This window comes from Clostridium amazonense, from assembly GCF_056431285.1.
The window spans coordinates 497,501-523,373 of sequence record NZ_JBWKMH010000033.1; the positions used below are offsets into that span (position 1 = coordinate 497,501).

A 25,873-nucleotide genomic window follows, 5' to 3' on the forward strand; every position below is an offset into this window, starting at 1 on the left:
TCCTTTGTTTGTATTTTTTCCAAATGCAACTTTAATATTCTTTTTTTAATAAAAGTTGCATTTGATAAAGAATATTGGTTATAATGTTAATAAAACATTATTATTCATGCCTTATCATATTTTTATATTTAAATGATAAATTTTACTTGAAGTAGTAAAAAAATAATGATATAATATCACTTGTTGAATATAAATACTCGTACGCAGACTTCCCCAAAGCTGCCGAGGCGTGATAAAAATGCAAGGGGGTGAAGTGAAATGGCAAACATTAAGTCAGCAAAAAAAAGAATAAAAGTTACTAAGGCTAAAACTCTTAGAAATACAATGATAAAATCTGCACTTAAAACTACAATCAAAAAGTTTGAAACTGCAGTTGCTAACAAAAATGTAGAAGAAGCTAAAGCAAACTATACTGTAGTTGTTAAAGCTTTAGATATGGCTGCAAACAAAGGAATAATACATAAAAACAAAGCAGCTAGAAAAAAATCTAGATTAGCTACTAAGTTATCTAATTTATCAGCATAATAAATAACCGGTCAATACCGGTTTTTTATTATAAAAAAAGAGCTATAATATAGCTCTTTTTTTTATATAATACTATTTATTACAAAGAATTCTAATTGAGTTCTATTATTAGTATTTAAACTTTTTATATTTTTTTCAACTTTTAATGAAAGTTCTAAATTACTTTTTAGTTTTTCTACCGTAAATTTTCTGCTCTGTTTCATCATCTTTTCTGCAATAAACGGATGTAATCTATATTCTTTAGCTAATTTATCTAAACTTTCACCAGAATCTATACCAACTCTTAAAGCTAATAAAAGTTTAAATTGTCTTTGAATCATATAAAGTATACTTGTAACTTCATCACCTTTATATATAAGTTCATTTAGTATATCAATAGATTTTTTTATATTTTTTTGAGATAAATAATCTACAAAATTAAAGATATCATTTTCATTTTTTTGAGACATTAATAGTGTTATATCTTCCTTAGTTATGTTTCTACCCTCACAATAACAACAAAGTTTTTCAACTTCATTATTTATAATGTTCATATTTCCATCTACCAAACTACAAAAAAAACTTAATTCTGCTTTATCTATTTTCTTACCTTTTTTCTCAAAAACCTCTTTTACTTTATAACTAAGATTTGCACCCTTCATTTTATCTATTTTTACTAGTGTTCCAAACTTCTCTAATTTCTTTATTTTAGAACTTGGCTTTTCTCTGTCACTTTTAAAAATATAATACATAATAAAAATAGTATATGGTGGTATGTCCTGTACATATTTTAATAATTTACTAAAATCCATGTTTTTTTCATCATCGCTACTTTTATTATCATCTAAAAAATTAGCTCTAAAAATTTCAACAACTTTTTTTTCTTCCATAAAAGGTAATGTTTCACAAGCATTCACTACTTCATCATTACTAACTTTTCTACCATCTAATCTTATATAATTAAAATCTTTAAAATCATTGGTAATCACTTTTTTAGAAATACTATCTATACAATTTTTTATTATACTTTCATCACTTCCACAAAATATATAAAAATTATCTATACTATTTTTTTTAATTTTTTGTTCAAATTCAACTAAGTTAATCAAACTTTAATCTCCTACCTCTAATTATAAATTTAAAACCATATATATATATATTATAATTTCTAACGAAAACTTACAACATATATAGGATTCAAAGCTCAAATTCAAAGTAATCTTTTTATCAAATAATAATATCAATCTTACAGTTTATTTTGATATTATGATTAAAATCAATTAAGAACTAAGAGTGAAAAGTGATTAGTTATGGTTAAGATTATTCATTTCTATTTTAAATTTGAACCTGGAATACATTTTTATTTACTAACTTATATTTATCATAGGTAAATCCAATTCCTACATTTCTATCATCTTCAACTATTTTCACTTGTTTATAAGCTTTATTATTGTCTAAATTAGATTTCCTATTTTTAGTTATAATAATTTTATCATCAATAATTAAATCTAAATCTTTTCCATTATTTTTTACCATAATATTATATTTATTATTTAACTTTATATTTTTTTCATTTTCTATTTCATCATATATTCTATCTACTTTAATATCTTCTCGTATTTTTGATATTTTTACTTTATTATTGCTCAGTATGATATTATTCATTTTATAGCTTATATTTATTGTTGTACCTTTTTTTGTTTTTATATAACTTATATTGGGATAATATGAATACATATTAACAAGGGTAAATATTGTCATTATGATTGGTATGAAAATTGTGTTCTTATGATTTTTTTTATAAAAAATATATGATATATACATTGATGTTATAGTTAATGCTCCAATATAACTTATAGTATATACAGTATTAAAATTGCTAACTATAAAATTTTCAAAAGTATTTGTGCATAAAAGTAATCCTTTCAATAAATATATAAAAACTTTATTAAACTTTGGTATATATATTAAAATTAAAAGCAAATTACTAACAATTATTAAAAATGAATAAAATGGCATCAATAGAAAATTTGCAACAATTCCATTTAAATTTACTTTTTTAAAATTGTATGCCATATATAAAGTTGTAAGCATTGATGCTGATAGAGTTATAGACACTGAATCTTTTATTAATGTAGGCAAAAAGTCTAATACTTTATCAAATTTATCTTTCATAGTAATAATTCCTAATACTGATAAAAATGATAAATTAAATGCTGGATTTAATATGTAGTATGGTTTCATAGAAACTAATATTATAAATGCTAATGATAAACTACTTAAACTATCATAATTTCTATAAACTTTTTTAGACATAACTAAAATAAATATCATTATAAATGCTCTAACAGTAGATGGAGTATATCCTATAATTGTTATATATATATAGGTAGTTACTATTGCAACTTTGTAATTTAATACTTTTTCTATAAATGTATAAATAAGTGCTATATGAAATCCAGAAACAGTAATTATATGTATTATCCCTAATGTATTCATTACACCTTTTTTTTCGTAATCTAAAAACGATTTATCACCTAATGATATAGCCATTACAAAATTGGCTAATTCTTCATCATATTTTTCTATTTCTTGATAACACAAATTCTTTATATTATAAACTTTACTTAATATATCACTATTTGAATTCATACTATCTATGTTAAAAATTCCCAAAGATCCATTTTTATAATCTATATCAAATTTAAAATTACCTTTTGCCTCAAAAACATCTCCAATTTTTAAACTAGATAAACCTTCTCCCTCTAAAAATACCTTTCTATTTTTCACAGTAGCTACAATTTTATATTTGTTACATTCTATTATTCTACCCTGAATTTGTTCACCAAGCTCAAAATTGAAGTAATTATAATGTGACATAAAACCAATAAATACAAATATCATAGCAATTATAAAATCTTCTTTTTCTAACTTTTTATAAAAAATAATTATTAATATAACATTTATAATTATTCCTATATATATTTTTTCTAAAAAAATATATGAAGTAACAGAACCTAAAAGTATTGAAATAGCATATAAAACCAATGGCCTATACATTTGATCACCTAATTTTATTATATTATATATGTAATCATTGACACTTTAATTCATTTATATCCATTTTTTCAAATTTATATTGCCTATTCTTTTCATGAGTGTTATATTTATACTAGTGTATATACACTAGTATAAACATCAAAAGTGAGGTCGTACTTATGTGCTTAAATTTAGAAAATGAAATTGTAAAATTAAAAAAAGATAAAGATGCCCTTATACTAGCTCATCTTTATCAGCCTAAAGAAATTCAACAAATTGCTGATTATGTAGGTGACTCTTATTATTTAAGCGAAATTGGTAAAAAAAGCGACAAACAACTTTTAGTTGTTTGTGGTGTTACATTTATGGCTGAAAGCGCTAAGATATTATCGCCTGAAAAAAAAGTACTATATAGCTCACAGACAGCAACATGTCCAATGGCAGATATGGTAACAAAGGAAGATATATTAAAATTAAAACAAGATTACCCTAATAGTAAAGTAGTTTGCTACGTAAACTCTTCTAGTGAAGTTAAATCTGTTTCAGATGTTTGTTGCACATCTTCTAGTGCTATAAATATAGTTTCTAATATAAAAGAAAAGGATATTATTTTTGTTCCAGATAAAAATTTAGGATCTTATGTTGCAAATAAACTTCCTGAAAAAAATATAATTTTATGGAGCGGTTATTGCCCTATCCATAATAATATTACATTAAATGATTTAGATACTTTCAAATTAGAAATGAAAGATAAACCTTATAAAATTTTAGTTCACCCTGAATGCAAAAAAGAAGTCTGTGACAAAGCTTCTTTTGTTGGTAGTACTAAAGAAATAATAGATTTTGTAGGTTCTGATTCATCAGAAAATTATCTTATAGTAACTGAATGCGGTGTAAAATATGATTTAGAAATGAAATATCCAAATAAAAACTTTTATTTTTTAGATATGACTTGTTCCAATATGAAAAAAACATCACTAAAATCGCTTTATAATACATTAAAAAACTTAGATAATGAAGTAATTCTTTCTGAAGATGTTATAGCAGGTGCTTCAGCTTCATTAAAGAATATGCTTAGTTTAGGCATATAAAATGAATTCTGAACATTTATATGCTGATGTTTTAATTATTGGAAGTGGAATAGCAGGTCTTTATACCGCACTAAATTTGAGTGATAATTTAAATATTTTAATAGTTACTAAATCTAAAACTATAAATTGTAACTCATACTTAGCCCAAGGTGGTATCTCTACAGCTCTAAATAAAGAAGATGAAGAATTATTTATAAACGATACACTAAGAGCTGGCAATTATAAAAATAATTTAAATGCAGTAAAAACTTTAGTTGCAGAATCTATAGAAAATATAGATACACTTATAAAGTTAGGTGTACCATTTGATTTAATAAATAATAAACTAGATTATACTCGTGAAGGATGTCACAGTGTAAATAGAATTGTTCATTGCAAAGATAAAACAGGTGAAAAAGTCTTTGAAACATTAAAACAAAAAGCTTGTTCAAAAACAAATATAACTATAATTGAAGATGCTTGTCTTGTTGATATTATAAATACAAAGAATTTATGTTATGGCGGAGTGTTTTTAAGTAAAGATAAAATATTTACAGTTAATGCGAAGCACACTGTTCTTGCTTGTGGTGGAATTGGAGGATTATTTATACATTCAACTAATGATAAATCATTAAGAGGTAGTGCCTTAAGCATTGCATTAAGACATTCTATAAAAGTTAAAGATCTTCAATATATTCAATTTCATCCAACTTCTTTATATGAAAAAAACTCTACTGATAGAAGTTTTTTGATTTCAGAATCTTTAAGAGGAGAAGGTGCTCTTCTTTTTAATTGTAATAATGAACGTTTTATAGATGAATTATTACCTAGAGATGTTGTTACTGAAGCTATAAAAAAAGAAATATCCAAAAGTCATATACCTTATGTGTATTTAGATATTTCTCATAAACCTAGTGATTTTATCAAAACTAGATTTCCATCAATATATAAAAAATGTATGGAAAAAGGCTATGATATAACAAAAGAAAGAATTCCTGTATGCCCTGCTCAACATTACTTCATGGGAGGTATAGAGGTAAATTTAAATTCTGAAACCTCTATGAAAAATTTATTTGCTGTTGGTGAAGTTAGTTGTACCGGAGTCCATGGAAACAATAGACTTGCAAGTAACTCTTTACTAGAGGCGTTAGTATTCTCTCGTAGGGCTTCACGCTTAATTAATAATAGTTCCATAAAATCTAGTTATTATACTTTCGATAAAATACTAGATTTTTCAGAATATACATCCCTTATTAAAAATGATGAAATTTTAATAATAGATAAATTAAAAAATTTAAGGAGCGATATAAAAAATGAATTGGTTTGCAGTTGATGATTTTTTAATAAACTCATTGAAAGAAGATATGCCTTATTATGACTTGACTACAGATTCCATTGTAAATGATGATAGCCTTTGTAGTATTGAATTAATCTGTAAAGAAGATGGTATAATTGCAGGACTCCCTGTATTTAAAAGGGTTTTTGAACTTCTTGGAAATGTAGATATATCTTTTAATTTTAAAGATGGTGATATTATAAAAAAAGGTGATATTATAGCTAATTTAAAGGGGAATACGAAAAACATACTTTCTGGTGAAAGATTAGCTCTTAATATAATTCAAAGAATGAGTGGAATAGCTACTTTAACTAATAACTTAGTAAAAGAAATTTCTCATACTAAAGCAAAACTTTTAGATACTAGAAAAACTACACCTGGTCTTAGAATGTTTGAAAAATATGCTGTTAAAATTGGTGGTGGCGTAAATCATAGATATTCTCTTTCTGATGGTATCTTAATAAAAGATAACCATATAAAGGCTGCTGGAAACATAATAAATGCTGTTACTCTCGTAAGAAATAACATAGGAAATCTAAAAAAAATCGAGGTTGAAACTGAAAGTATAGAAGAAGTTAAAGAAGCAATTTTAACTAATGCTGACATAATAATGCTTGACAATATGAGCATTGAAACTATGAATGATGCAGTTAAAGTTATTGATGGTACTGCTTTAACTGAAGCTTCTGGTAATATCGATTTATCCACAATAAAATCTGTTGCAGAAACTGGTGTTGATTTTATATCAAGCGGTGCAACTACTCATTCTTATAAGTCTTTAGATATTTCTCTTAAAAATTTGAAATATATATAGCTTTTAAGGAGATGTAAAATATTTTACATCTCCTTATATTTTTCTTAATTATATATAATGTTTTTTTATTTCTTTTTGAATTTTTTTTAGAGCTTTTTTAGATCCTCTCTTAATATCTTTTTCTAATTTTCTCTCTTTATATTCTTGAAAAATTGTATTTAAATCATAATCTTCTGGGTATAGATTACTTGCCTTTATTTCTAATTTTATTCTTTTATAATTGACTTCTAAAATATCATTGTTTACAAATATCTTTAAGTTATTGTTTTCATCTATTTCTTCATATACAATTCCTGAATAATTGTAATCTAGCAATAGAACTTTATCTCCTTTTTTATATTCATAAAAGTTTTCTTTGTTAGTTTCTTGTTCATCAAAAGAAGCCTTTTTTACTTTACTTTCTTTGACTAAATTAAAATTATATTCTCTTTTCTTCATATAATTTTGTGCACGTTCTAAAACTTCCTCACTTATACCCATTTTTCTTGAAATCCAAATTGCATTACTATTACCAGCTTTTCCAATGACTAATTTGTATAATGGTTCTAATGTTTCTTTGTTGAATTTCATTGCAGCATTTTCAAAGTCACTGTGTTTCTCTGAAAATCTTTTTATTTCTCCATAATGTGTTGTTGCAACAGTAATACACCCCATGTGATAAAATTCTTCTAGTATTGATATGGCTAATGCAGCACCTTCACTTGGCTCTGTTCCACTTCCAATTTCATCAAATAATAGTAATGTATTTCTATTACTTTCTTTCATTATAGCTGATAAATTTTTCATATGTGATGAAAAAGTACTTAATGCATTTTCCAAACTTTGATCATCACCAATATCAACAAATATTTTATCAAATATAGCTATTTCTGAACCTTTTTCCCCTTCTATATGAATCCCTGATTGTACTAACAATGTTAGTAACCCTAAAGTCTTCAAAACCACAGTTTTTCCACCAGCATTAGGTCCTGTTATTATTAAAGTTCTATAATTATCTCCTACTTCAAAATCTAATGGAACTACATTACCCCTCAATAATGGATGTTTACACTTAATTAGTTTTATATATCCATAATTATTTATTTTAGGTTCTATTCCTTTAATGCTTTTACTATATTTAGCTTTGGAAAATATCATATCATATTGAGCTATTAATTCTTTATTTATTTTTATATCTTTTATTTTTTCTAAAATTATACCTGTAAGTGTAGCTAAAATTTGATATTCTTCTATGGCCTCATCACTTTTTAACACAATCAACTCCTGGCTTAATTTTCCTATAGCCTTAGGCTCCATAAATATTGTGGTTCCTTTTGATGATGATTCTACAATGCTTCCTTCAACAAAATTTTTATAGGAACTTTTTATTGGAATAGTATATCTTCCATTTCTTTTACTTATAAAGAATTCTTGTATATATTTCTTATTAGAATCATTCTTTAAGAATTTACTTAACTTTTCTTCTATTTTCTCCTCAGTTACATCTATTAGTCTTCTTATTCTTTTTAATTCCTTACTTGCAGATGAATCAACCCTATTTCCTTTAATTGATAAGTTAATTTCATCTTCAATTGATTTAAAATCTACAATAGAATTAGAGTATGAACTTAATAGGGGCGCTAAATCTTCTTTATTTATCATAAACTGTTTTATCTTCGTACACCCTCTAAAAAAATCACTAAAACTATTTAACTCATCACACTCTAAAACCATTCCTTTTTCAATTTTTTCTATAAATTTATTTATATTAGAAATTCCTTCTAGTGGAACATAACTATATATATCTAAGATGTTTCGCCCCTCACTAGTTTCCTGTAGTCTAGTTTTTACAATTTTCATATTTGATTCTGGTGTTAACTTATCAATTAAATTCTTTCCTAATCCACTCACACAAAATGATTTTAACATTTCTTTTATTTCGTTATATTGTAATTTTTCTATTGCATTATTATTCATTTATTTTCTCCTCATAACTAATTTTAAATTTTTATTAGAAATTCATTATGAAGATACCTATTTTTAAAACTTCAATTTTAATTTAAATAAATAAAAGCTATGGAAAATCCATAGCTTAACAATCAATTACCATAGATGATATTTCATATACAACAAAAAAATCATTGTTACATTTATCATCATTAATATTTAATGTCTTTTTGCTATTAAGGTATCTTCATCATTAATTTAAATAAACCCACAACAAACAAAGGTACTTTAATACCTATTTTTTGAGATTTATAAAATATTAAATTAATTTATTTAGATACTACCTCACTCACAAAAAGCACTCCTTTTTAATTCAATTTATTATAAAATATCATATTAAATATTCTTAGTCAATACTTAATATTTAAAATTATAATTATAATTTTACTTATCTTCTCTAACTAAATATTCATTTCCATCTTGGTCTTTGAATGGAAACATTTTTCCATATGGCATATTCATCATCATGCCTACTTCAACACCATTATTTTTCATTTTATCATATGCTGACTCTATATCAATTGTGCTTAAAATTATTGATGGATGTTCCAAGTTTGCATCTGGATTTTGTGATTTCATTAAAGTTTTATTATACAATATAAACGTAGTAAATTCACTTTCGCTTGGTCCAACTTCAATCCATTTCATATTAGGTCCCATCTCTTTTTCAAATTTAACAATAAAATTTAACTTTTCAACCCAAAACGCTTTAGCTTCTTCTTGATTATCTACATATAATGTTATTTTTCCTATTTTATTAATCATTTTAATTCCTCCTAATAATATTTACTGTCTAAAATATTATTAGTTAAATACTCTGGAATTAAACTTAAATTTTTCATATCATTATAAATCACTATTTAAAGGGTCTTCTGGTTCATTATCAAGCACTATATCTAATAATATATAAACTATTATTCCTGAGCCACCAGCAAAAATAGATACTGCAAAAAGTAGTCTTATCCAACTAACATCTATTCCAATTGTTTTGGCTATTCCTGCACATACTCCATCAATTTTTCTATTCTTTTTACATTTATATATAGGCTTTTTAAAAAATTCCATGTTTCTCACCCCTTATTTTCACACTAAACTTCTACTTATATAGGTTTCCAAGCTCAAATTTAAAATAATCTTTTTATCAAATGATACTACTAAATTTACATGTTATTTCTATTTTATATTGGAACTAAGTAAGAAGTAAAAGTGAAAAGTTATGGTAGTTATTACTCACTTTGTTCCTAATATTTAAAAATAGAAGCACATAAAAACTAGTTTTTATATTGTGTTTAAATAATTTGCTTTGCAAATCCTTATGTAAACCAATAAAAAAATAATAATTCAGTTTTATCCTTCATTGTTAATTGTTAATTTCTGTACATTCGTTTAAACAGTTCTTTCTCACTTGAAATAATAATTTGAATTTGAACTTGGATTCTATAGTGTTCCAAGTTCAAATTCAAAATAACATCTTTCTCAATTGAAAATTTTTTTCTTTTATCAAGAAACAGGAATTATTTAAATTAGTATTTCTTTAAAAATTGATTTAGAAACTCTTATTAATTTGTGTTTTATTTTCAAGGCCTGAACCCAAGGACGGGTTCAGCGACTGCCTAGATAGGACGTCGTGTGAACTAAATTTAGAAATATGTAATTTAAAATTTAATGTATATTATTTATAAATCAAGGAAGTAATTCACATCAATAATGGTATTTTATTAATGTGAATTACTAACGAAGAGTTATGAAAAATAGACTAGAATTTAATTACATAGCTCTTAATTTAGTTCACTAATAGCCGTTTAGTCTTGGAAATAAAATGACAAATCCATTAGAGTTTCTTTGAAATTTTTATGAATAACGTTTTAAATAAATCCTGTTTCTTGGAATATAAAATGTACCCCTATATAATATTCATTATATATAAATATTTCTTTATTGTATATGAATATCGTAAGGTTATAGATTTTATATTTATAATTCTTTTATATTTATTGTCATTGCATAAGTCTCTATTTCACTTGCATATTTTAAACTATTTTTCGTTTCCATAACTTTTTGCAATCCTGAAATATCAGTCTTTTTATTTTTTACCTCAACTAAAATTTGTCCTGTTGTACTTATTCTTATTTCTTCAGGTTCAATATATTTATTAAATTTTGAACCACTCCAACTGCCTTCATATTCACCATTTAAATTAATATAAGTACTACCTACACTTATAATCTTATTCTCATTAGTATCCTTATTATGAATATACTTAAAATCTATAATCATAACTACATTCATATCATCATTAATACTATATGGTTGAATTTTCTCTGCATATTTTATTACTATATTTTCATTATCAACCTTGTATTTACTATTTAAACCCATAGCTTCATCATAACTTATATCCTGTGTTTTTGCTAAGTTTTGAAGAAAACTATGTTCATCTAATTCTTTAATTTCTACCTTATCTAAATATTTATTTATAGCTATATTAGATTTTTTTAATTGACCTTCATTTTTATAAAAAATTAACCCAACACTTAAAAATAGAATAGTTAAAATGATTAATAAAAATTTAAATTTTTTATCCATAAATTCCTCCTAATACATTTATTATTATTATACTTATAAAAATTAATAAATGCTTTTGATAAAATAAATGTTTAAAATTCTTTACTTTATTCATTTTAACAACGTCATTTAAGTTTCAATTAGTATACTGACATAATTTGAATATCAACAAATATATAATCTTATATTATGATATATGAATATATTGATATTTTGGAGGTATATTTATGACATTTTCATATAACTATTTTGAATACACTCATAAAAAGACTTTTCTAAATAATTGCAGGGATATTTGTAATGATGATATTTATAATAATGATATTGCCTTATCTATTTTCAAAACTATTTGCAAGCAAACTTACAATAGTATACGTTTTAATATAATAGCTAGAAACAATTTATTTTTGTTATAAAAATTTTATATAAATCTTCTTTTTTAAATATAAAACAGCCGATATGATTTTTATATCATATCGGCTCTATATCTCTAAAATAACCAAACTTAGTTATTTTAATAATCTAATTGGCGGGAATATGTGAGAATCGAACTCACCCGTCGTGGTCTTAGCACGGCAACACGGTTTTGAAGACCGGCAGGCACACCAGCACCTATCTACTCCCAAATTTGCTACTATTTTTTTTATGCTTTTAAGCACATTTATTATTATAACAAATTTCTTATATTTTTCAACAGTTTTTTTTAAATTCTTTAAATTTTCTTTACTATTTTACATATATTGAATTATTTTAATACAAAATTCTATCGTTTTCTACTCTTTTAGTAACTTTTATAGCATCTAATTGTTCTAATAATGCTACAGCATATTTTCTATTAGTTTCTAATAATTCTCTTGTTTTACTAGCATTTATAGAATTATTATCCTTTATATAATTTACTATAAGTTCTTTTCCTTTTTTGTAATTTTCAATTTCTAATATGCAATCTTCTGAAAGTTTTATTAAAGCTTCTTGATCTAATAAAGATTCAAATACCATTTTAAATGCACTCTTATCTTTTTCCTTTGCACTTAAGTCACTAACTTTAGGGCAATTATATTGTGAAACTTTATATTCTTCCAATATAAAATTTTTGATTCTCTCTTGCTCTTTATTGTAGGCAATTTCAAAAATATATAGTGATATAAATTTTGATGTAACCTTAATAATTTTTCTTTCTTCTAATACCATTAAAATTTCATCATAATTTTTTTGCTTTAAAGATTTTCCAAATACTTTGTTTTTAACTTCTTCTTTTGACATACCAAATTTCAATGGATTTTTTTTATGATATTCAGTTAAAAGTTCTTCTATTTGATTTATTTTTTCTTTTACAAAATCTTTATGAACATATATATTATTCTCAGAAGCTGTAAGCTTTACTATAATACTATCTTTTAATAAATTTTCAAGTTCTTCATCAATATTCTCTAAATTTTTACCAAGTGATTTTATTATAGTTTGCTTATCTGGATAAGTGCTGCTTAATTTTTTAACTATGTTTTCAAGTATACTATGTGATTTCCCACTTTCTTTTACTTTTAGTTCTTCAATATATTTTTCATCAAATCTTTTTGCTTTTTTAGCTACTGGTTCTATAATTGTTCCACCAGCAATAGTTATCATTGGAGAGTAACTCCTTAATACATATCTATCATTTCTTTGTGCTGTTATTTGCTTTTCTAATCTTAGTTGTACATACGCACTTTCACCTGGCTTTAGTTCTTCCTTATCTAATATAACAACTCTAGCTATTACTTCTTCTGTTCCATGATAAACCCTAACTCTTTGTCTATTTACTAATGGTTTATCTGCACTTTTTAAATAATATAAATTACAATCTATATTATATGATGGTTCCATTATATTTTCTCTGGCTATTACATTTCCCCTATTAACTTCATCAACTTTTACATTTGCTAAATTTATAGCACATCTTTGACCAGCTTCACCTACTTCACAAGGTTCATCGTGTATTCTTATTCCTCTTACTTTTGTTACAGTTTTAGATGGATATATTTCTATATTGTCACCAACAGTGACCCTTCCACTTATTATTGTTCCTGTGACAACTGTACCAAATCCTTTTATGGTAAAAACTCTATCTACAGGCAATCTAAAATGTCCTTCTGTATCTTTAGGCTCTACTTCATTTGTAAGCTTCTCAATGTCATCTATTAAACTTTCAAAGCCTTTCTTTGTTTTAGATGAAACTTCATGTATTGGTGCATCACTTAAAAAAGTTTCTTTAAATTCTTCTTTAATATCATTTTTTATCATTTCAACCCATTCATCATCTACTAAATCACATTTTGTAAGAACTATTATACCTTTTTTTACATTTAAAAGTTGTAATATTTCAAAATGCTCTCTAGTTTGAGGCATTATTCCCTCATCAGCTGCTATTACTAATAAAACTACATCTATACTACTTATTCCAGCAAGCATGTTTTTAACGAACTTTTCATGACCTGGAACATCTATTATTCCCGCTCTTTTTCCTGATGGCAAGTCAAAGTATGTAAAACCTAGGTTTATTGATATTCCTCTATCTTTTTCTTCTTTAAGAGTATCTGTTTCTTTTCCTGTTAATGTTTTAATAAGTGTAGTTTTTCCATGGTCTATATGTCCTGCTGTACCTATAATAATATGCTTCATATATCAATTAACACCCTTTCAATAATAACTTTTAGCTTAAATACATATAGTGAAATAAACTAATAATCTTTTAGTCTACTTCACTATATATTTTAATATTAGTTTATTTTGCTTAATGCTTTTATTATTTCTTCAATATCTTCATCAAAAATTGTTCTAACATCCAATATAAGTTCATTATTAAATACTCTAGTTATAATAGCAGTTTCATTTAACCTTAATATTTTTTCCATTTCATTTACTGAAATATTTTCACTACTAATTTTTATAACATAAGTAGGTATTTTTTCAGTAGGCATAGATCCGCCACCAACCATTGAGTAATCTTCATCAATTTTGAATTCAAAGTTATCTAAAGCATGTCTAAATTTTTTTCTGAATTTTATTGCTTTTTTCTTTATATCTTCTTTAGATGATAATATCATATTTAAAGTTGGTATATTTTCTATAGCTTCTTTCTCATCTAAATAATATCTTAAAGTACTTTCTAATGCACTTAATGTCATCTTATCAATTCTTAAAGCCCTTGTAAGCTGATTTTTCTTCATCAATTCAACATATTTCTTTTTACCTATTATAATTCCTGCTTGAGGTCCACCAAGCATTTTATCTCCACTAAAGGTTACTACATCAACACCCTTTTTTATACTTTCTTGTACAGTAGGCTCATGAGTAAATCCATATTTAGAAAAATCCACTAAAACTCCACTACCTATGTCTTCTACTACTGGTATATTTCGTTCATTTCCCAATTTAACAAGACTTTCTAATTCAACTTCTTCAGTAAATCCACAAATTTTAAAATTTGATGTGTGAACTTTTAAAAGCATTCCCGTATTATCATTTATATTATTTTCATAATCATATAAATGAGTTCTATTAGTTGTTCCTACTTCTACTAATTTTGCGCCACTAAATTTCATAACATCTGGAACTCTAAATGATCCACCTATTTCAACAAGTTGTCCCCTAGATACTATAGCTTCTTTTTCCTTACATAAACTATCTAAAACTAGCATTATTGCTGCTGCATTATTATTAACTACTAGTGCTGCTTCTGCACCTGTTATTTTTGTTATAAGCTTTTCAATATGACTATATCTAGAGCCTCTTTTTCCACTTTCTATATCATACTCTAAATTATTATATCTTCCTGCTATTTCTATAGCATTCTCCACAGCTTTTTTACTTAAAATAGAACGTCCTAAATTTGTATGTATGACTGTTCCTGTAGCATTAATTACTCTTCTTAAATTATTTTTCTTTTTCTTTAAAAGTAATCCTAATGCATAATTTAAAACATCATCTTCTTCAAAATCTTGTATTTTATCTTCTAATATGTACTTTCTATATTTTTCAATAGATTCTCTTAAAGACTCAACTATTAGCACTCTTTGAGTTTCCTTTAACTCATTTTGTATAACATCATTTTTAAGCAATTCATCAATTTTAGGTAATTTTCTCAATAATTCTTTATTCATAATATAACCCCTTTCTAATCCCCTAAGATTAGTCACATTTAAAAAGAAAATAATTCAATGTAATCTTATTAATTATTTTCTTTTATATGTATTATTGAACAATTATATTTTTTTCCTCTAGTTCAACTACTTCTCCTATAATAGAAGATTTAAGTTCTAACTTATTTAATTCATCTATTAATTGTTTACTTTCTTCTTTAGGTATAGATACCAAAAGTCCTCCTGATGTTTGAGGATCAAATAGTATATCTTCTACTACTTCATCTACATCTATAAGTTTATATTTTCCATCAAGATATGCTCTATTGTTATAACTACCTGCTGGCACTAATCCCATTTTGGCATATTCAGTAGTCCCATCTATTATTGGTAATTTATCCTTAAATATTTTAAATGTTACATTAGATGCACTTGCCATTTCATATCCATGACCCATTAGGCTAAATCCTGTAACATCTGTACACGCTGTAATATTATGATTTATAATAATTTCTCCTGAATATTTATTCAGTGTACTCATAACCTTAACAGCTTCATCATAATGCTCCTTAGATGCCATTTGAGCTTTTATCGCTGTATTTAAAATTCCTGTACCTATAGGTTTTGTTAAAATCAACACATCTCCAACTTTTGAACCATAGTTTTTTAAGACTTTATCTGGGTGTACAAGTCCAGTTACTGAAAGACCATATTTGGGTTCATCATCTGATACTGTATGCCCACCTATTATTACAGCTCCAGCTTCTATTACTTTATCTGCTCCACCTTTTAATATCTCACCTAATATATCTATATTAAGACAATTTGGAAAACAAACAATATTTAATGCTACTACTGGTTTTCCTCCCATTGCATATACATCACTCAAAGAATTTGCTGCCGCTATTTGACCAAACATATATGGATCATCTACTACTGGAGTAAAAAAATCTAAAGTTTGTATAGTTGCTACATCATCATTTATTTTGTATACCGCTGCATCATCTGAAGTTTCTATTCCAACAATTAAGTTTTCATCATGCATTTTAGGAATTTTATCTAATATTTTTGAAAGGGTCTCCGGCCCTATTTTAGCTGCTCAACCAGAAGTTTTTGAAAGTTCAGTTAGTCTTTTATCCAATGCCAATACCTCCCAAATTAATATACTTAAGATATATTTTTATAGTTCACCTAATATATCTTAAATGAAATTTTTTGATTAATACAAATACATTTCACCTTAATAATTCTATAATATTAACTATCTAATGTCTATATTATCTCTTAATTTCTCCAAAGTCTTACTCCCTATACCATCTACATTTAGAAGTTCATCTACATTTTTAAAAGAACCATTCTTCTCTCTATATTCAATAATTAGCTTAGCCTTTGAGTCTCCTATTCCTTGTAATGTCTTTAATTTTTCTACATCAGCAGTATTTATATTCACTTTCCCATTTTTATTTTCTTTTAATGTATTTTCTTTTATAACTGGATTTTCAACCCCTTCTGTACTTTCCCCATTTTTATAAATTACAATACAATCTTCATCTTTCAAAACTTTAGAAAAATGGATTAAATTCTCATTGGCATCATTAGTAAGTCCACCAGCCTTTTCTATTAAATCTCTAACTCTACTTCCCTCTTGCAATTTATATTCTCTAGGATTTTTCACTTCCCCTTTAACATCAACAATAATTTCATCTATGTCTTGATTGCAATCTTTTATATTTGATTCTTTATTTGATTGATTTTTATCATTTCTTTTCTGTGATTCTTTATGTGATTTTTCCTCGATATTTTCCTTTTTATTAGGTTCTGAAAAAACTTCTTCCACTTCTACAAATTTCTTATTATCTCTTGACATTATATATCCAGAAAATACAAATATAATCGATAATATAATTATTATTATTCCCCCAATAATTTTTTCTTTATTCTTCATATTTTTATACCTCCTTTTGTTAAATTATTTCCAATTTTCTTTTTTTTATCGTATTTTTTTAACTTTTCTGCTATAATAATTATGAATTAGCAATTAATTTCATTTTTCTTGGTAATATGTTATAATTTTAAGGTATATAATTTTTTGTTAATTAGACTTTTACAATTAGGAGATAAATATGAAAAAAATAAATAAAATTTTAATTTCAGCAGGCTTGCTTTTGACCTTAAACACTCCAAGTGTCTTAGCAGCATCAGAACCTCCAACCGCAAGTGCTAAAGGTGTTGTAGTTTTAAATGCTCAAACTGGTGAAGTATTATATGATAAAAACAAGGATACTGCTTATGCACCAGCGTCTCCAACAAAACTAATGACAGCACTTCTTACTTTAGAAAATTGCAATTTAGATGAAAAAGTAACTGTTGGTGAGATTCCCCCAACAATTGAAGGTTCTAAAATATATATTGATACTGGTGAAATTCTAACTGTTAGAGAACTTTTATATTCATTGATTATGGTTTCTGCAAATGACTGTGCAGCTGCTCTTGCTGAACATATGGGTGGAAATATAGAAGGTTTTGCTAAAATGATGAATGATCGTGCAAAAAAACTTGGATGTAAAAATACCAATTTTACAAATCCACATGGCCTTTATGAAGCAAACCATAAAACTACAGCTTATGATTTAGCTCTTATAGAAAATGAACTTTTAAAAAATCCTACATATCTAGAAATATCAAAAACTAAGAGTATGTTATTACAACCAACAAATAAGTTCAAAGAAAAGAGACCTCTTTGGAATGATAATAGATTAGTCCAATCTGGTGATGATTATTATTATAAATACTGTTTAGCTGGTAAAACTGGTTATACAGATGAAGCATTGCATTCTTATGTGGGTTCAGCTAGAAAAGATAATGAAACATTTGTTGTAGCATTTTTACGTGACCAAGATAAGACTTATTTTGGTGATAGTAGAAATTTCTTTGATTGGGCATTTAATAACTTTGAGACTGTTAAATGTTTTACTAAAAATTCAGAAGTAACAAATTATACAACTTCTGATGGAACTAAAATTCCTATTTTAGCTTCTAATGATGCATATTATACTAAGGATAAAACATTAAATGAGGAACCTATTATATCATATGATATTAACAAAATAGACAAATGTACTATTTTATCTGGTCAAACCATTGGTACTGCTACTTTTAAGTATAATAATACAGAGAAGAAAGTTGATCTTATAAGTGGCGTAGATTATGAGCCTAAAAATTCTAATTTTTTAACTAAAATATTTAAGAGCAATTCTAAAATGTTAAACATAGGTTTAATTGTAGTTGGAATTTTTAGTAGCTTATTAATATTAACTTTGTTCATTGTTAAAAAGAAAAAACACAATAAAAATTATTTTAGAAGATAGAACATTAGAGAGTTCTCTAATGTTCTTTTTTTAAGATTTCAATTAACTCTTCCATATCTTGAGGAATTTCACTTTTTATCTCTAGCAAATCATTGCTTCTAGGATGAGGTAATATTAATTTATATGCATGTAATGCTTGCCTTTTTATGTATTGAGGTTCTTGCTTTCCATATAATGAGTCACCATATATAGGATGACCAATAGAGCTTAAATGTACTCTAATTTGATGTGTTCTACCTGTTTCTAACTTAAGCTCTACTAATGTTGCATTGTTAAATCTCTTTATTACATTATAATGAGTTATGCTTCTTTGACCATTCTTCATAACAGCTCTTTTTATACTATCATCACTTGGTCTACCAATTGCTGCATTAATAGTTCCTGAATCTTTCTCTATTATTCCATGTACTATTGCTAAGTATTTCTTCTCTATAAGATTATTTTCCATACTTTTTGCTAGTGTCATATGTGCAAATTGATTTTTAGCTATCATTATAAGTCCTGACGTATCCATATCTAATCTACTTACTAATCTTACTATACAATTTTGATTACTACACTTAAAATAGTTTAAAACACCATTTGAAAGTGTTCCTGTAGGATAACTTTTAGTTGGATGAACAACCATATTACATGGTTTATTAGCAATTAATAAATCCATATCTTCATATTTTATATCTAACTCCATCTCTTCTGGAATTATATTTTGACTTTCATCTTTTTTTTCAACTTGAATTTCTAAAAAGTCTCCTTCACACAATTTATGATTTAATCTTACTACATTTCCATTAACTTTAATTCTATTACTTAATCCTACTTTTTTTATAAATCTTCCTGAAAGATTTAATACTTCTTTCATATAATCTCTTACTTTAACATCATTGCCTTCATTAGTAACTGTATATTTTAAATTACTTTCCATTAATTCACCACCAATTTAATATTATATCTCATAATAACATAATATAATTAATTCATAAAATAAAAACTCCAGATTTTACACTGGAGTTTTATTTTTATTATTCAGCTATTGCTACTACTTCTATTTCAACTAAAGCATCTTTTGGTAATGCTCCAACTTGGAAACAAGATCTTGCTGGTGGGTTTGATGTGAAGAATGTTGCATAAACTTCATTCATAGCTGCAAAATCATTAATGTCTTTTAATAAAACTAATGTTTTAACAACTTTATCCATTGATGTTCCAGCTTCTTCTAATATAGCTTTAACATTGTTTAAAGATTGCTCTGTAGCTTTTCTTATATCATCGTTTACTAATTCTCCAGTAGCTGAGTTTATTGCTAATTGTCCTGAAGTGTAAACCATATTTCCAACTTTAACTGCTTGTGAGTATGGTCCTAAAGCTGCAGGTGCTTTTTCTGTGTGTATTATTTTCTTTTCCATAATTAAAATTCCTCCTAGAAACTTTTATTTATTTATATAAAAATTACTTTATAAAAGTAATTTTTTTATCTTAATCTTTTGCTTTGTCATCACCTAAAATAATTTCCATCTCATAATTAGGATTTACTTCATTCATTACTTCAACATTTTTTATGCCAAATTCTTTTTTTAATATTTTTGCATCATCACTAGTTAATCCATATAACTTTATTTCTGAAACTTTTACTGGTTTTAAATTAGCATCATAATTTCCAAAGTCACAATTATTATATCCTAATTTCATAACTTTATTTGCAAATTCTCCAGCTAATCCTTCCTTGTTAGTTCCATTAAGAACATTTACTCTTATGCTTTCTTTACTCATTGAAAGTCCACTTCCACTATTAGAAATACTTGAATCACTAGTTTGATTTGGCTCAGAATTTTTTAAAATATTTAATATATCTTCATTTATTTCCGGTTCATACTTGTAGTATGAAGTACCATCAATATATGTTGATTCTCCTTGTAATGTATGAAATCTGATATTTTCTTTTGATGCTGTTACAACACTAATTCCATATTTCATAATGTCTGTAGCATCTAAGTTAGTTTCCATATACTTAGGAAAAATGCTTAAAATCTTAGGTGCTTTAAATATCATAGATGGACTTTTTAATTTTTGTAAAACATTGCTATAAAAACTTTGTTGTTGTTTTATTCTTCCAATGTCTCCATCAGCAAATCCTGTACCATCATTATTTTTTCTCCATCTAATAAACTCTTCTGCTTTCTTACCATCTAAATGTTGCATCTTATTACTTGCTTTAAAGTCTATCTTTAAATCTTGTGATTCATCTTCATATTGCATATCTTGCTCTATCAGTACATCAACACCACCTAAAGCATCTATAAACTCTCTAAAAGCTTTAGTATCTACTTTTAAATAGTAATCTATATTTACATTTAATAGTTCTTCTACTTTATCTACAGATTGTTGTACTCCACCTAAAGCATGTGCTGCATTTATTTTTCCAAGTTCCCCATCAAAATAAACCATTGTATCTCTAGGAATGGATATAACATCATAAGTGTGTTGTTTTTTATCATAATGAACTAACATTATAGTATCTGTTCTTTTAGGATAACTTTCATCTTCACCTATATCAACACCCATAACTAAAAAGTTTACAATGTTGGAATTTTTACTTCCACCTAAATCTATATTTACTGAATTACTACTAAGTCTAGATAAATATAAAAATGATGCAAAAAATAAAATTATTATAATTAAAGGAACAATTAAAAGTATCTTTTTTAATCTTGATGACTTTTTTTTCTTTTTTCTTTTTCTATTTTTTACTTCTTCACCCATATTTAAACCCTCTATTACTTGTTAATTAATAAGTAATTTCTAGCTTCTACTGTTTTAGGATATAACAGTAATCCCTTTGATATTACATAATTTATAGTATCATTATATCCTTTTAACAATGCTAAATTCAAGTTTGAAAAAGCTAATTCTCTCATTTCTTCTATTCCTTCAAAACATCTTGACGGTTCTATATAATCTGCTATATATAATATTTTTTCTAAAAGAGTCATGTTTTCTCTTCCAGTAGTATGATATCTTATTGCCTCAAGTATTTCCTCATCATTTACATTAAACATTTCTTTCGCCAAATAGGCTCCAACAAATCCATGTAATAATCCTGGAGATTGTATAAAAATTTCATTTAGCTCTATCAAATTTTTTTCTTTAGTAACTTTTATCAATTCTTCATTTTTCATATTTTTAGCACAGTCATGTAATAGTGCAGCAATTTTAGCTTTTTCAACATTACAATTGTACACTTTTGCCATTTTTTCTGCTACTTCAACTACGCCTAAAGTGTGATTGTATCTTTCAGTTTTTAAATTTTCTTTAATATACTCTCTCATCTTTGTTTCATTATACATTTCTACACTTCCTTTACTATATAAGTTAAGCTTATTTATTTCATTATAAGCTTCATAAGGCACTAAATACTTAATTTCTTCGCCTTTTCTTATTTTCGTTTTTATATTAGTTGAAGAAACATCTATTAATGGTACATCTAAAACTATAATTTCTTTATTATATTTAGCTTTTATATATTTCTTAGATTTAATAAATTCATCTAACCTATATCCCGGCCTACCAAAAACTATAAGTTTACATTTTTCAAGTATAACTTCTGGTTTTCTCCATTTTTTAAAATTTATTAAACTATCTGCACCTATTATAAAATACCATTCAGTGCATGGTTCTAATCTTTTAAAATATTCTAAGGTTTTATATGTATAACTACTTTCTTTTTTAGACACTTCATAATCACTTACTTCAAACTTATCTTCATTTTTAATCACATTTTTAACTATATCTAACCTTATTTTAGCATCTGTTACTCTACTATTTTTCTTATGTGGTGGATTTCCACTAGGTATGAAAATCACTTTATCTAGCTTCATTTTATATAAAGCTTCATATGCAATATTCATGTGACCATTGTGTATAGGATCAAAAGTTCCTCCAAATATAGCTTTTCTCATCACAAAACCTTCTCTTTAAAATATATAATTATCTTACCATATAAAAGTAGATTTTACCAAATGTAAAATCTATTTATACTTTTATTTATTTTAAACAATCTTATTCATGCTATGGTTTTCGACAATTTTTATTATCTTGGTAATTCTATTTTAGGCTTTTTACTTGATTTTCTGTATAGAACTAATTTACTTCCTATAGCTTGAATACCTTCACAATTTAATTTTTCACATAAATATTCTGATGCTTCTCTTGGAGTTATACCACTATTATTAAGAGTTTTTATTTTAATTAATTCTCTTGCTTCTAATGCATCATCTACTTGTTTTATAAAATTTTCTTCTATTCCACCTTTACCAACTTGAAATATAGGTGTTATATCGTTTGCTAAACCTCTTAAATAACTTCTTTGCTTAGTTGTTATCATATTCCATCCTCCTAAAGTAAAAATTCAAACTCAAAATCATTAAGTCTTATTGTGTCACCATCTTGTACTCCCATTTCTTTTAATTCATCAAATATTCCTTTGTTTCTTAATACTTTATGGAAATATCTTAATGAATCTGGATCATTTACATTTACACTATTTAATAATCTATCAACGAAACTTCCTTCAACAACAAAAGTATCTTCGCCTTGCTTTTGTATTGTATATGTAAATCTCTTTTCTTCTTGTATAAATAATTCATCTGAACTTATTTCAAGGTCTTTTACAGGAATTTCAGTTAACATTTTAGCAGCTTCCTTCATAAGTTCTTCTACTCCTTGATTAGTAGCTGCAGATATTTTAAATATTTTATCATATCCCATTTTATTTAATTCTTTTTTAAAGTTTTCAAAAACTTCTTCATCAAATAACATATCACATTTATTAGCTGCAACTATTTGAGGTCTATCCCATAATTTTATACTATAATTCTTTAACTCTTCATTAATTCTTTTAAAGTCTTCTAATGGGTCTCTTCCCTCTATTCCAGATATATCTACTACATGTATAAGTAATCTTGTTCTTTCTATATGTCTTAAAAAGTCTAATCCTAAGCCTACACCTTCTGATGCGCCTTCTATAATTCCCGGAATATCTGCAATTACAAAATTTTGAATTCCATTTAAACTTACAACACCTAAATTAGGTTTTAAAGTTGTAAAATGATAATTAGCTATTTTAGGTCTTGCTTTTGATACCACTGAAAGAAGTGTTGACTTTCCTACATTAGGGAATCCTAAAAGACCTACATCTGCCAATAATTTTAATTCAAGTTTTATAAATCTTTCTTCTCCTGGCATTCCTGGTTCTGCAAAATCTGGTGCCTGTCTTGTTGGTGTACAGAATTTACAATTACCTTTTCCACCTTTTCCACCTCTACAAACTATGTATGTGTCTCCATCATGAGATAAATCACACATAATTTTATTGCTCTCAAAATCTCTAACAATAGTTCCCATTGGAACTTTTATAATAAGATTTTCACCATCTTTTCCATAACATTTAGATCCTTCACCTTTACCACCGTTATCTGCAACGAATTTTCTATGATATGAAAAATCTAATAAAGTAGTCATATTTTTATCTGCTTTTAATACTATACTACCACCATTACCGCCATCTCCACCATCTGGTCCTCCTAATGGTACATATTTTTCTCTTCTAAATGAAATAGCACCATTACCACCATCTCCTGATTTAACAAATATCTTGGCTGTATCTATAAACATACACTTCACCTTACTTTCTAAACTAAGTTATTGTCATATTATATTTTCACTTTTAGTTTTAATTATATCATAATATAATTATAAAAAAATAAATTATATTATCATTTATTTTTTATTTTATATATTAAAGTTTTGCCTATAAAATTTATATAATACCTATATAAATTTATAACAATGTACTTTATATTTTAAACTCAAATCTTAATTTATATAATGTTATTTATAAAAAAGATTAAATTCTTAATGCTAAGTTCCAAGTTTTATAATTAATAGATTTAAGTATAAACTTAAAACCAATAAAATTTGTATAAATTAAAATTTAAGTTTATCTCATATAATTATAAGTTTAAAGTTTAATATTTTTTAATTTATACATTTAACTATGCTATATTTAAATAAAAAAGCACCCTTAAAGGGTGCTTATTAACTATTCAGCTATTGCAACTTCTACATCAACTGGATAAATACTAGCTTTTTTCTTGTTTTTACCCATTCTCTCGTATCTTACAACTCCATCTACTTTAGCGAAAAGAGTATCATCTCCACCTATTCCAACATTTGTTCCTGGGTGGATTTTTGTTCCTCTTTGTCTAACTAAGATGTTTCCAGCAAGTACAAATTGTCCATCTGCACGCTTAACACCAAGTCTCTTAGATTCACTATCTCTTCCGTTTTTTGAGCTACCTACTCCTTTTTTATGAGCACATAGCTGAAGGTTTATTAGTAACATATCACTGCACCTCCTCTACTAACACTTTAATATATTTTCTATAACTTATTTCTAAATTTTGCAATCCTAGCAGCATCGTTTCAAGTAAAACTTGTGCTTTATCTATTTCTATATCAGACAGGTTAGATAAATCCAAACCTATATTTCCTTCTTCTGCAACATATGTAGCTTTTAACTTCAACACTTCTAACGCTCCTAAGATAGTTACTTGTGCCAAGTTGCTTACGCATCCACATACAACATCATCATATATGTTGACTTTTTCTTCTGCATCAAAGTACTCAGCATGACCATCTACATGAAATGATACAAGCATACTAGATTTTCTTGTAAAATTTATTGTAATCATAATTAAGCTTCTATCTTCTCAACTACGATTTTAGTGAAAGGTTGTCTGTGTCCTTGTTTCTTTCTGTAGTCTTTTTTAGGCTTATATTTGAATACTATAACCTTTTTAGCTTTTCCTTGCTCAACAACTTTAGCAACTACTTTAGCTCCTTCAACTACAGGTTTTCCTACTACTAAACCTTCCTCTTTTCCAACTGCTAAAATTTCAGTGAATTCTACAGTTGAATCAACTTCAGCTTCAAGTTTTTCAACGAATAAAACGTCTCCCTCTTGAACTCTGTATTGTTTTCCTCCAGTAAGTAAAACTGCGTACATTAAAATACACCTC

The 25,873-nt window shown here is 26.0% G+C and carries 24 protein-coding genes and 1 tRNA gene; 5 read left to right on the plus strand and 20 right to left on the minus strand.

From position 1 onward, the window contains the following. Window positions 1–258: 258 nt before the first annotated feature. Window positions 259–525, plus strand: a complete 267-nt coding sequence (rpsT, locus tag AC07E4_RS17095) for a 30S ribosomal protein S20 (protein ID WP_034438141.1) — start codon at window positions 259–261, stop codon at window positions 523–525. A 62-nt stretch (window positions 526–587) separates the two neighbouring features. On the opposite strand, the gene holA is transcribed toward rpsT, so the two are convergent. After that, the gene (gene holA / locus AC07E4_RS17100; RefSeq protein WP_478217041.1) at window positions 588–1,613 is read right to left on the minus strand and encodes a DNA polymerase III subunit delta; all 1,026 of its coding nucleotides are present in this window, start codon (window positions 1,611–1,613) and stop codon (window positions 588–590) included. Window positions 1,614–1,839: 226 nt separating this feature from the next. Further along, window positions 1,840–3,564, minus strand: a complete 1,725-nt coding sequence (locus tag AC07E4_RS17105; protein WP_478217042.1) for a ComEC/Rec2 family competence protein — start codon at window positions 3,562–3,564, stop codon at window positions 1,840–1,842. 158 nt (window positions 3,565–3,722) lie between these two features. Between AC07E4_RS17105 and nadA the strand changes: the two genes are divergently transcribed. From nadA to nadC, 3 genes are read left to right on the plus strand one after another with little or no spacing between them, the layout of a single operon-like run. After that, window positions 3,723–4,634, plus strand: a complete 912-nt coding sequence (gene nadA, locus AC07E4_RS17110; RefSeq protein WP_478217043.1) for a quinolinate synthase NadA — start codon at window positions 3,723–3,725, stop codon at window positions 4,632–4,634. A gap of 1 nt (window position 4,635) precedes the next feature. Next, window positions 4,636–5,946, plus strand: coding sequence for an L-aspartate oxidase (locus AC07E4_RS17115; RefSeq protein WP_478217044.1), 1,311 nt, complete (start codon window positions 4,636–4,638; stop codon window positions 5,944–5,946). Then, the gene (nadC, locus tag AC07E4_RS17120) at window positions 5,927–6,763 is read left to right on the plus strand and encodes a carboxylating nicotinate-nucleotide diphosphorylase (protein ID WP_478217045.1); all 837 of its coding nucleotides are present in this window, start codon (window positions 5,927–5,929) and stop codon (window positions 6,761–6,763) included. The genes AC07E4_RS17115 and nadC overlap by 20 nt, the downstream gene beginning before the upstream one ends. Before the next feature lie 48 nt (window positions 6,764–6,811). On the opposite strand, the gene AC07E4_RS17125 is transcribed toward nadC, so the two are convergent. The 9 genes from AC07E4_RS17125 to AC07E4_RS17165 all read right to left on the minus strand — a co-directional run bounded on the left by AC07E4_RS17125 (window position 6,812) and on the right by AC07E4_RS17165 (window position 17,377). Then, window positions 6,812–8,719: an endonuclease MutS2 gene (locus tag AC07E4_RS17125; RefSeq protein ID WP_478217046.1), complete on the minus strand. Its 1,908-nt coding sequence runs from the start codon at window positions 8,717–8,719 to the stop codon at window positions 6,812–6,814. A 414-nt stretch (window positions 8,720–9,133) separates the two neighbouring features. Then, window positions 9,134–9,514 carry a VOC family protein gene (locus tag AC07E4_RS17130; RefSeq protein ID WP_034438156.1) on the minus strand — a complete coding sequence of 127 codons (381 nt, stop codon included), beginning with the start codon at window positions 9,512–9,514 and terminating at the stop codon, window positions 9,134–9,136. Window positions 9,515–9,595: 81 nt separating this feature from the next. Continuing rightward, window positions 9,596–9,814 (minus strand): PspC domain-containing protein, encoded by a 219-nt coding sequence (locus AC07E4_RS17135; RefSeq protein ID WP_034438157.1) that lies wholly within the window; start codon window positions 9,812–9,814, stop codon window positions 9,596–9,598. Between the two features lie 909 nt (window positions 9,815–10,723). After that, window positions 10,724–11,335: a hypothetical protein gene (locus AC07E4_RS17140; RefSeq protein WP_478217047.1), complete on the minus strand. Its 612-nt coding sequence runs from the start codon at window positions 11,333–11,335 to the stop codon at window positions 10,724–10,726. A gap of 506 nt (window positions 11,336–11,841) precedes the next feature. After that, window positions 11,842–11,938: transfer RNA gene (locus tag AC07E4_RS17145), tRNA-Sec, on the minus strand. A gap of 126 nt (window positions 11,939–12,064) precedes the next feature. Further along, window positions 12,065–13,972: a selenocysteine-specific translation elongation factor gene (gene selB, locus AC07E4_RS17150; protein ID WP_478217048.1), complete on the minus strand. Its 1,908-nt coding sequence runs from the start codon at window positions 13,970–13,972 to the stop codon at window positions 12,065–12,067. Between the two features lie 98 nt (window positions 13,973–14,070). Then, complete coding sequence (gene selA, locus AC07E4_RS17155) at window positions 14,071–15,453, minus strand: L-seryl-tRNA(Sec) selenium transferase (protein ID WP_478217049.1); 1,383 nt, start codon at window positions 15,451–15,453, stop codon at window positions 14,071–14,073. A gap of 91 nt (window positions 15,454–15,544) precedes the next feature. Continuing rightward, entirely contained in the window at window positions 15,545–16,579 is a 1,035-nt protein-coding gene (selD, locus tag AC07E4_RS17160; protein WP_101541660.1) for a selenide, water dikinase SelD, read from the minus strand. A gap of 114 nt (window positions 16,580–16,693) precedes the next feature. Further along, entirely contained in the window at window positions 16,694–17,377 is a 684-nt protein-coding gene (locus tag AC07E4_RS17165; protein ID WP_478217050.1) for a helix-hairpin-helix domain-containing protein, read from the minus strand. Between the two features lie 178 nt (window positions 17,378–17,555). On the opposite strand from AC07E4_RS17165, the gene AC07E4_RS17170 reads away from it, so the two are divergent. After that, a complete protein-coding gene (locus tag AC07E4_RS17170; protein ID WP_034438600.1) occupies window positions 17,556–18,800 on the plus strand; it encodes a D-alanyl-D-alanine carboxypeptidase family protein in 1,245 nt (414 codons plus the stop codon). A 16-nt stretch (window positions 18,801–18,816) separates the two neighbouring features. On the opposite strand, the gene AC07E4_RS17175 is transcribed toward AC07E4_RS17170, so the two are convergent. The 9 genes from AC07E4_RS17175 to rplU form a co-directional block, all read right to left on the minus strand. Next, on the minus strand, window positions 18,817–19,722 hold the full coding sequence (locus AC07E4_RS17175; RefSeq protein WP_034438601.1) for an RluA family pseudouridine synthase: 906 nt from the start codon (window positions 19,720–19,722) through the stop codon (window positions 18,817–18,819). Between the two features lie 97 nt (window positions 19,723–19,819). Next, window positions 19,820–20,203: a RidA family protein gene (locus AC07E4_RS17180; RefSeq protein ID WP_034438603.1), complete on the minus strand. Its 384-nt coding sequence runs from the start codon at window positions 20,201–20,203 to the stop codon at window positions 19,820–19,822. 70 nt (window positions 20,204–20,273) lie between these two features. Beyond that, entirely contained in the window at window positions 20,274–21,557 is a 1,284-nt protein-coding gene (locus tag AC07E4_RS17185; RefSeq protein ID WP_478217051.1) for an LCP family protein, read from the minus strand. A 14-nt stretch (window positions 21,558–21,571) separates the two neighbouring features. Next, the gene (gene nadD, locus AC07E4_RS17190) at window positions 21,572–22,753 is read right to left on the minus strand and encodes a nicotinate-nucleotide adenylyltransferase (protein ID WP_074432659.1); all 1,182 of its coding nucleotides are present in this window, start codon (window positions 22,751–22,753) and stop codon (window positions 21,572–21,574) included. A gap of 131 nt (window positions 22,754–22,884) precedes the next feature. Continuing rightward, window positions 22,885–23,178 (minus strand): ribosome assembly RNA-binding protein YhbY, encoded by a 294-nt coding sequence (gene yhbY / locus AC07E4_RS17195; RefSeq protein ID WP_034438607.1) that lies wholly within the window; start codon window positions 23,176–23,178, stop codon window positions 22,885–22,887. Between the two features lie 11 nt (window positions 23,179–23,189). Next, window positions 23,190–24,467: a GTPase ObgE gene (gene obgE, locus AC07E4_RS17200; RefSeq protein ID WP_478217052.1), complete on the minus strand. Its 1,278-nt coding sequence runs from the start codon at window positions 24,465–24,467 to the stop codon at window positions 23,190–23,192. 427 nt (window positions 24,468–24,894) lie between these two features. Next, window positions 24,895–25,197, minus strand: a complete 303-nt coding sequence (gene rpmA, locus AC07E4_RS17205) for a 50S ribosomal protein L27 (protein ID WP_034438611.1) — start codon at window positions 25,195–25,197, stop codon at window positions 24,895–24,897. Window position 25,198: 1 nt separating this feature from the next. After that, a complete protein-coding gene (locus AC07E4_RS17210; protein WP_034438613.1) occupies window positions 25,199–25,546 on the minus strand; it encodes a ribosomal-processing cysteine protease Prp in 348 nt (115 codons plus the stop codon). A 2-nt stretch (window positions 25,547–25,548) separates the two neighbouring features. Beyond that, a complete protein-coding gene (gene rplU / locus AC07E4_RS17215) occupies window positions 25,549–25,860 on the minus strand; it encodes a 50S ribosomal protein L21 (RefSeq protein ID WP_034438615.1) in 312 nt (103 codons plus the stop codon). Window positions 25,861–25,873: the final 13 nt, after the last annotated feature.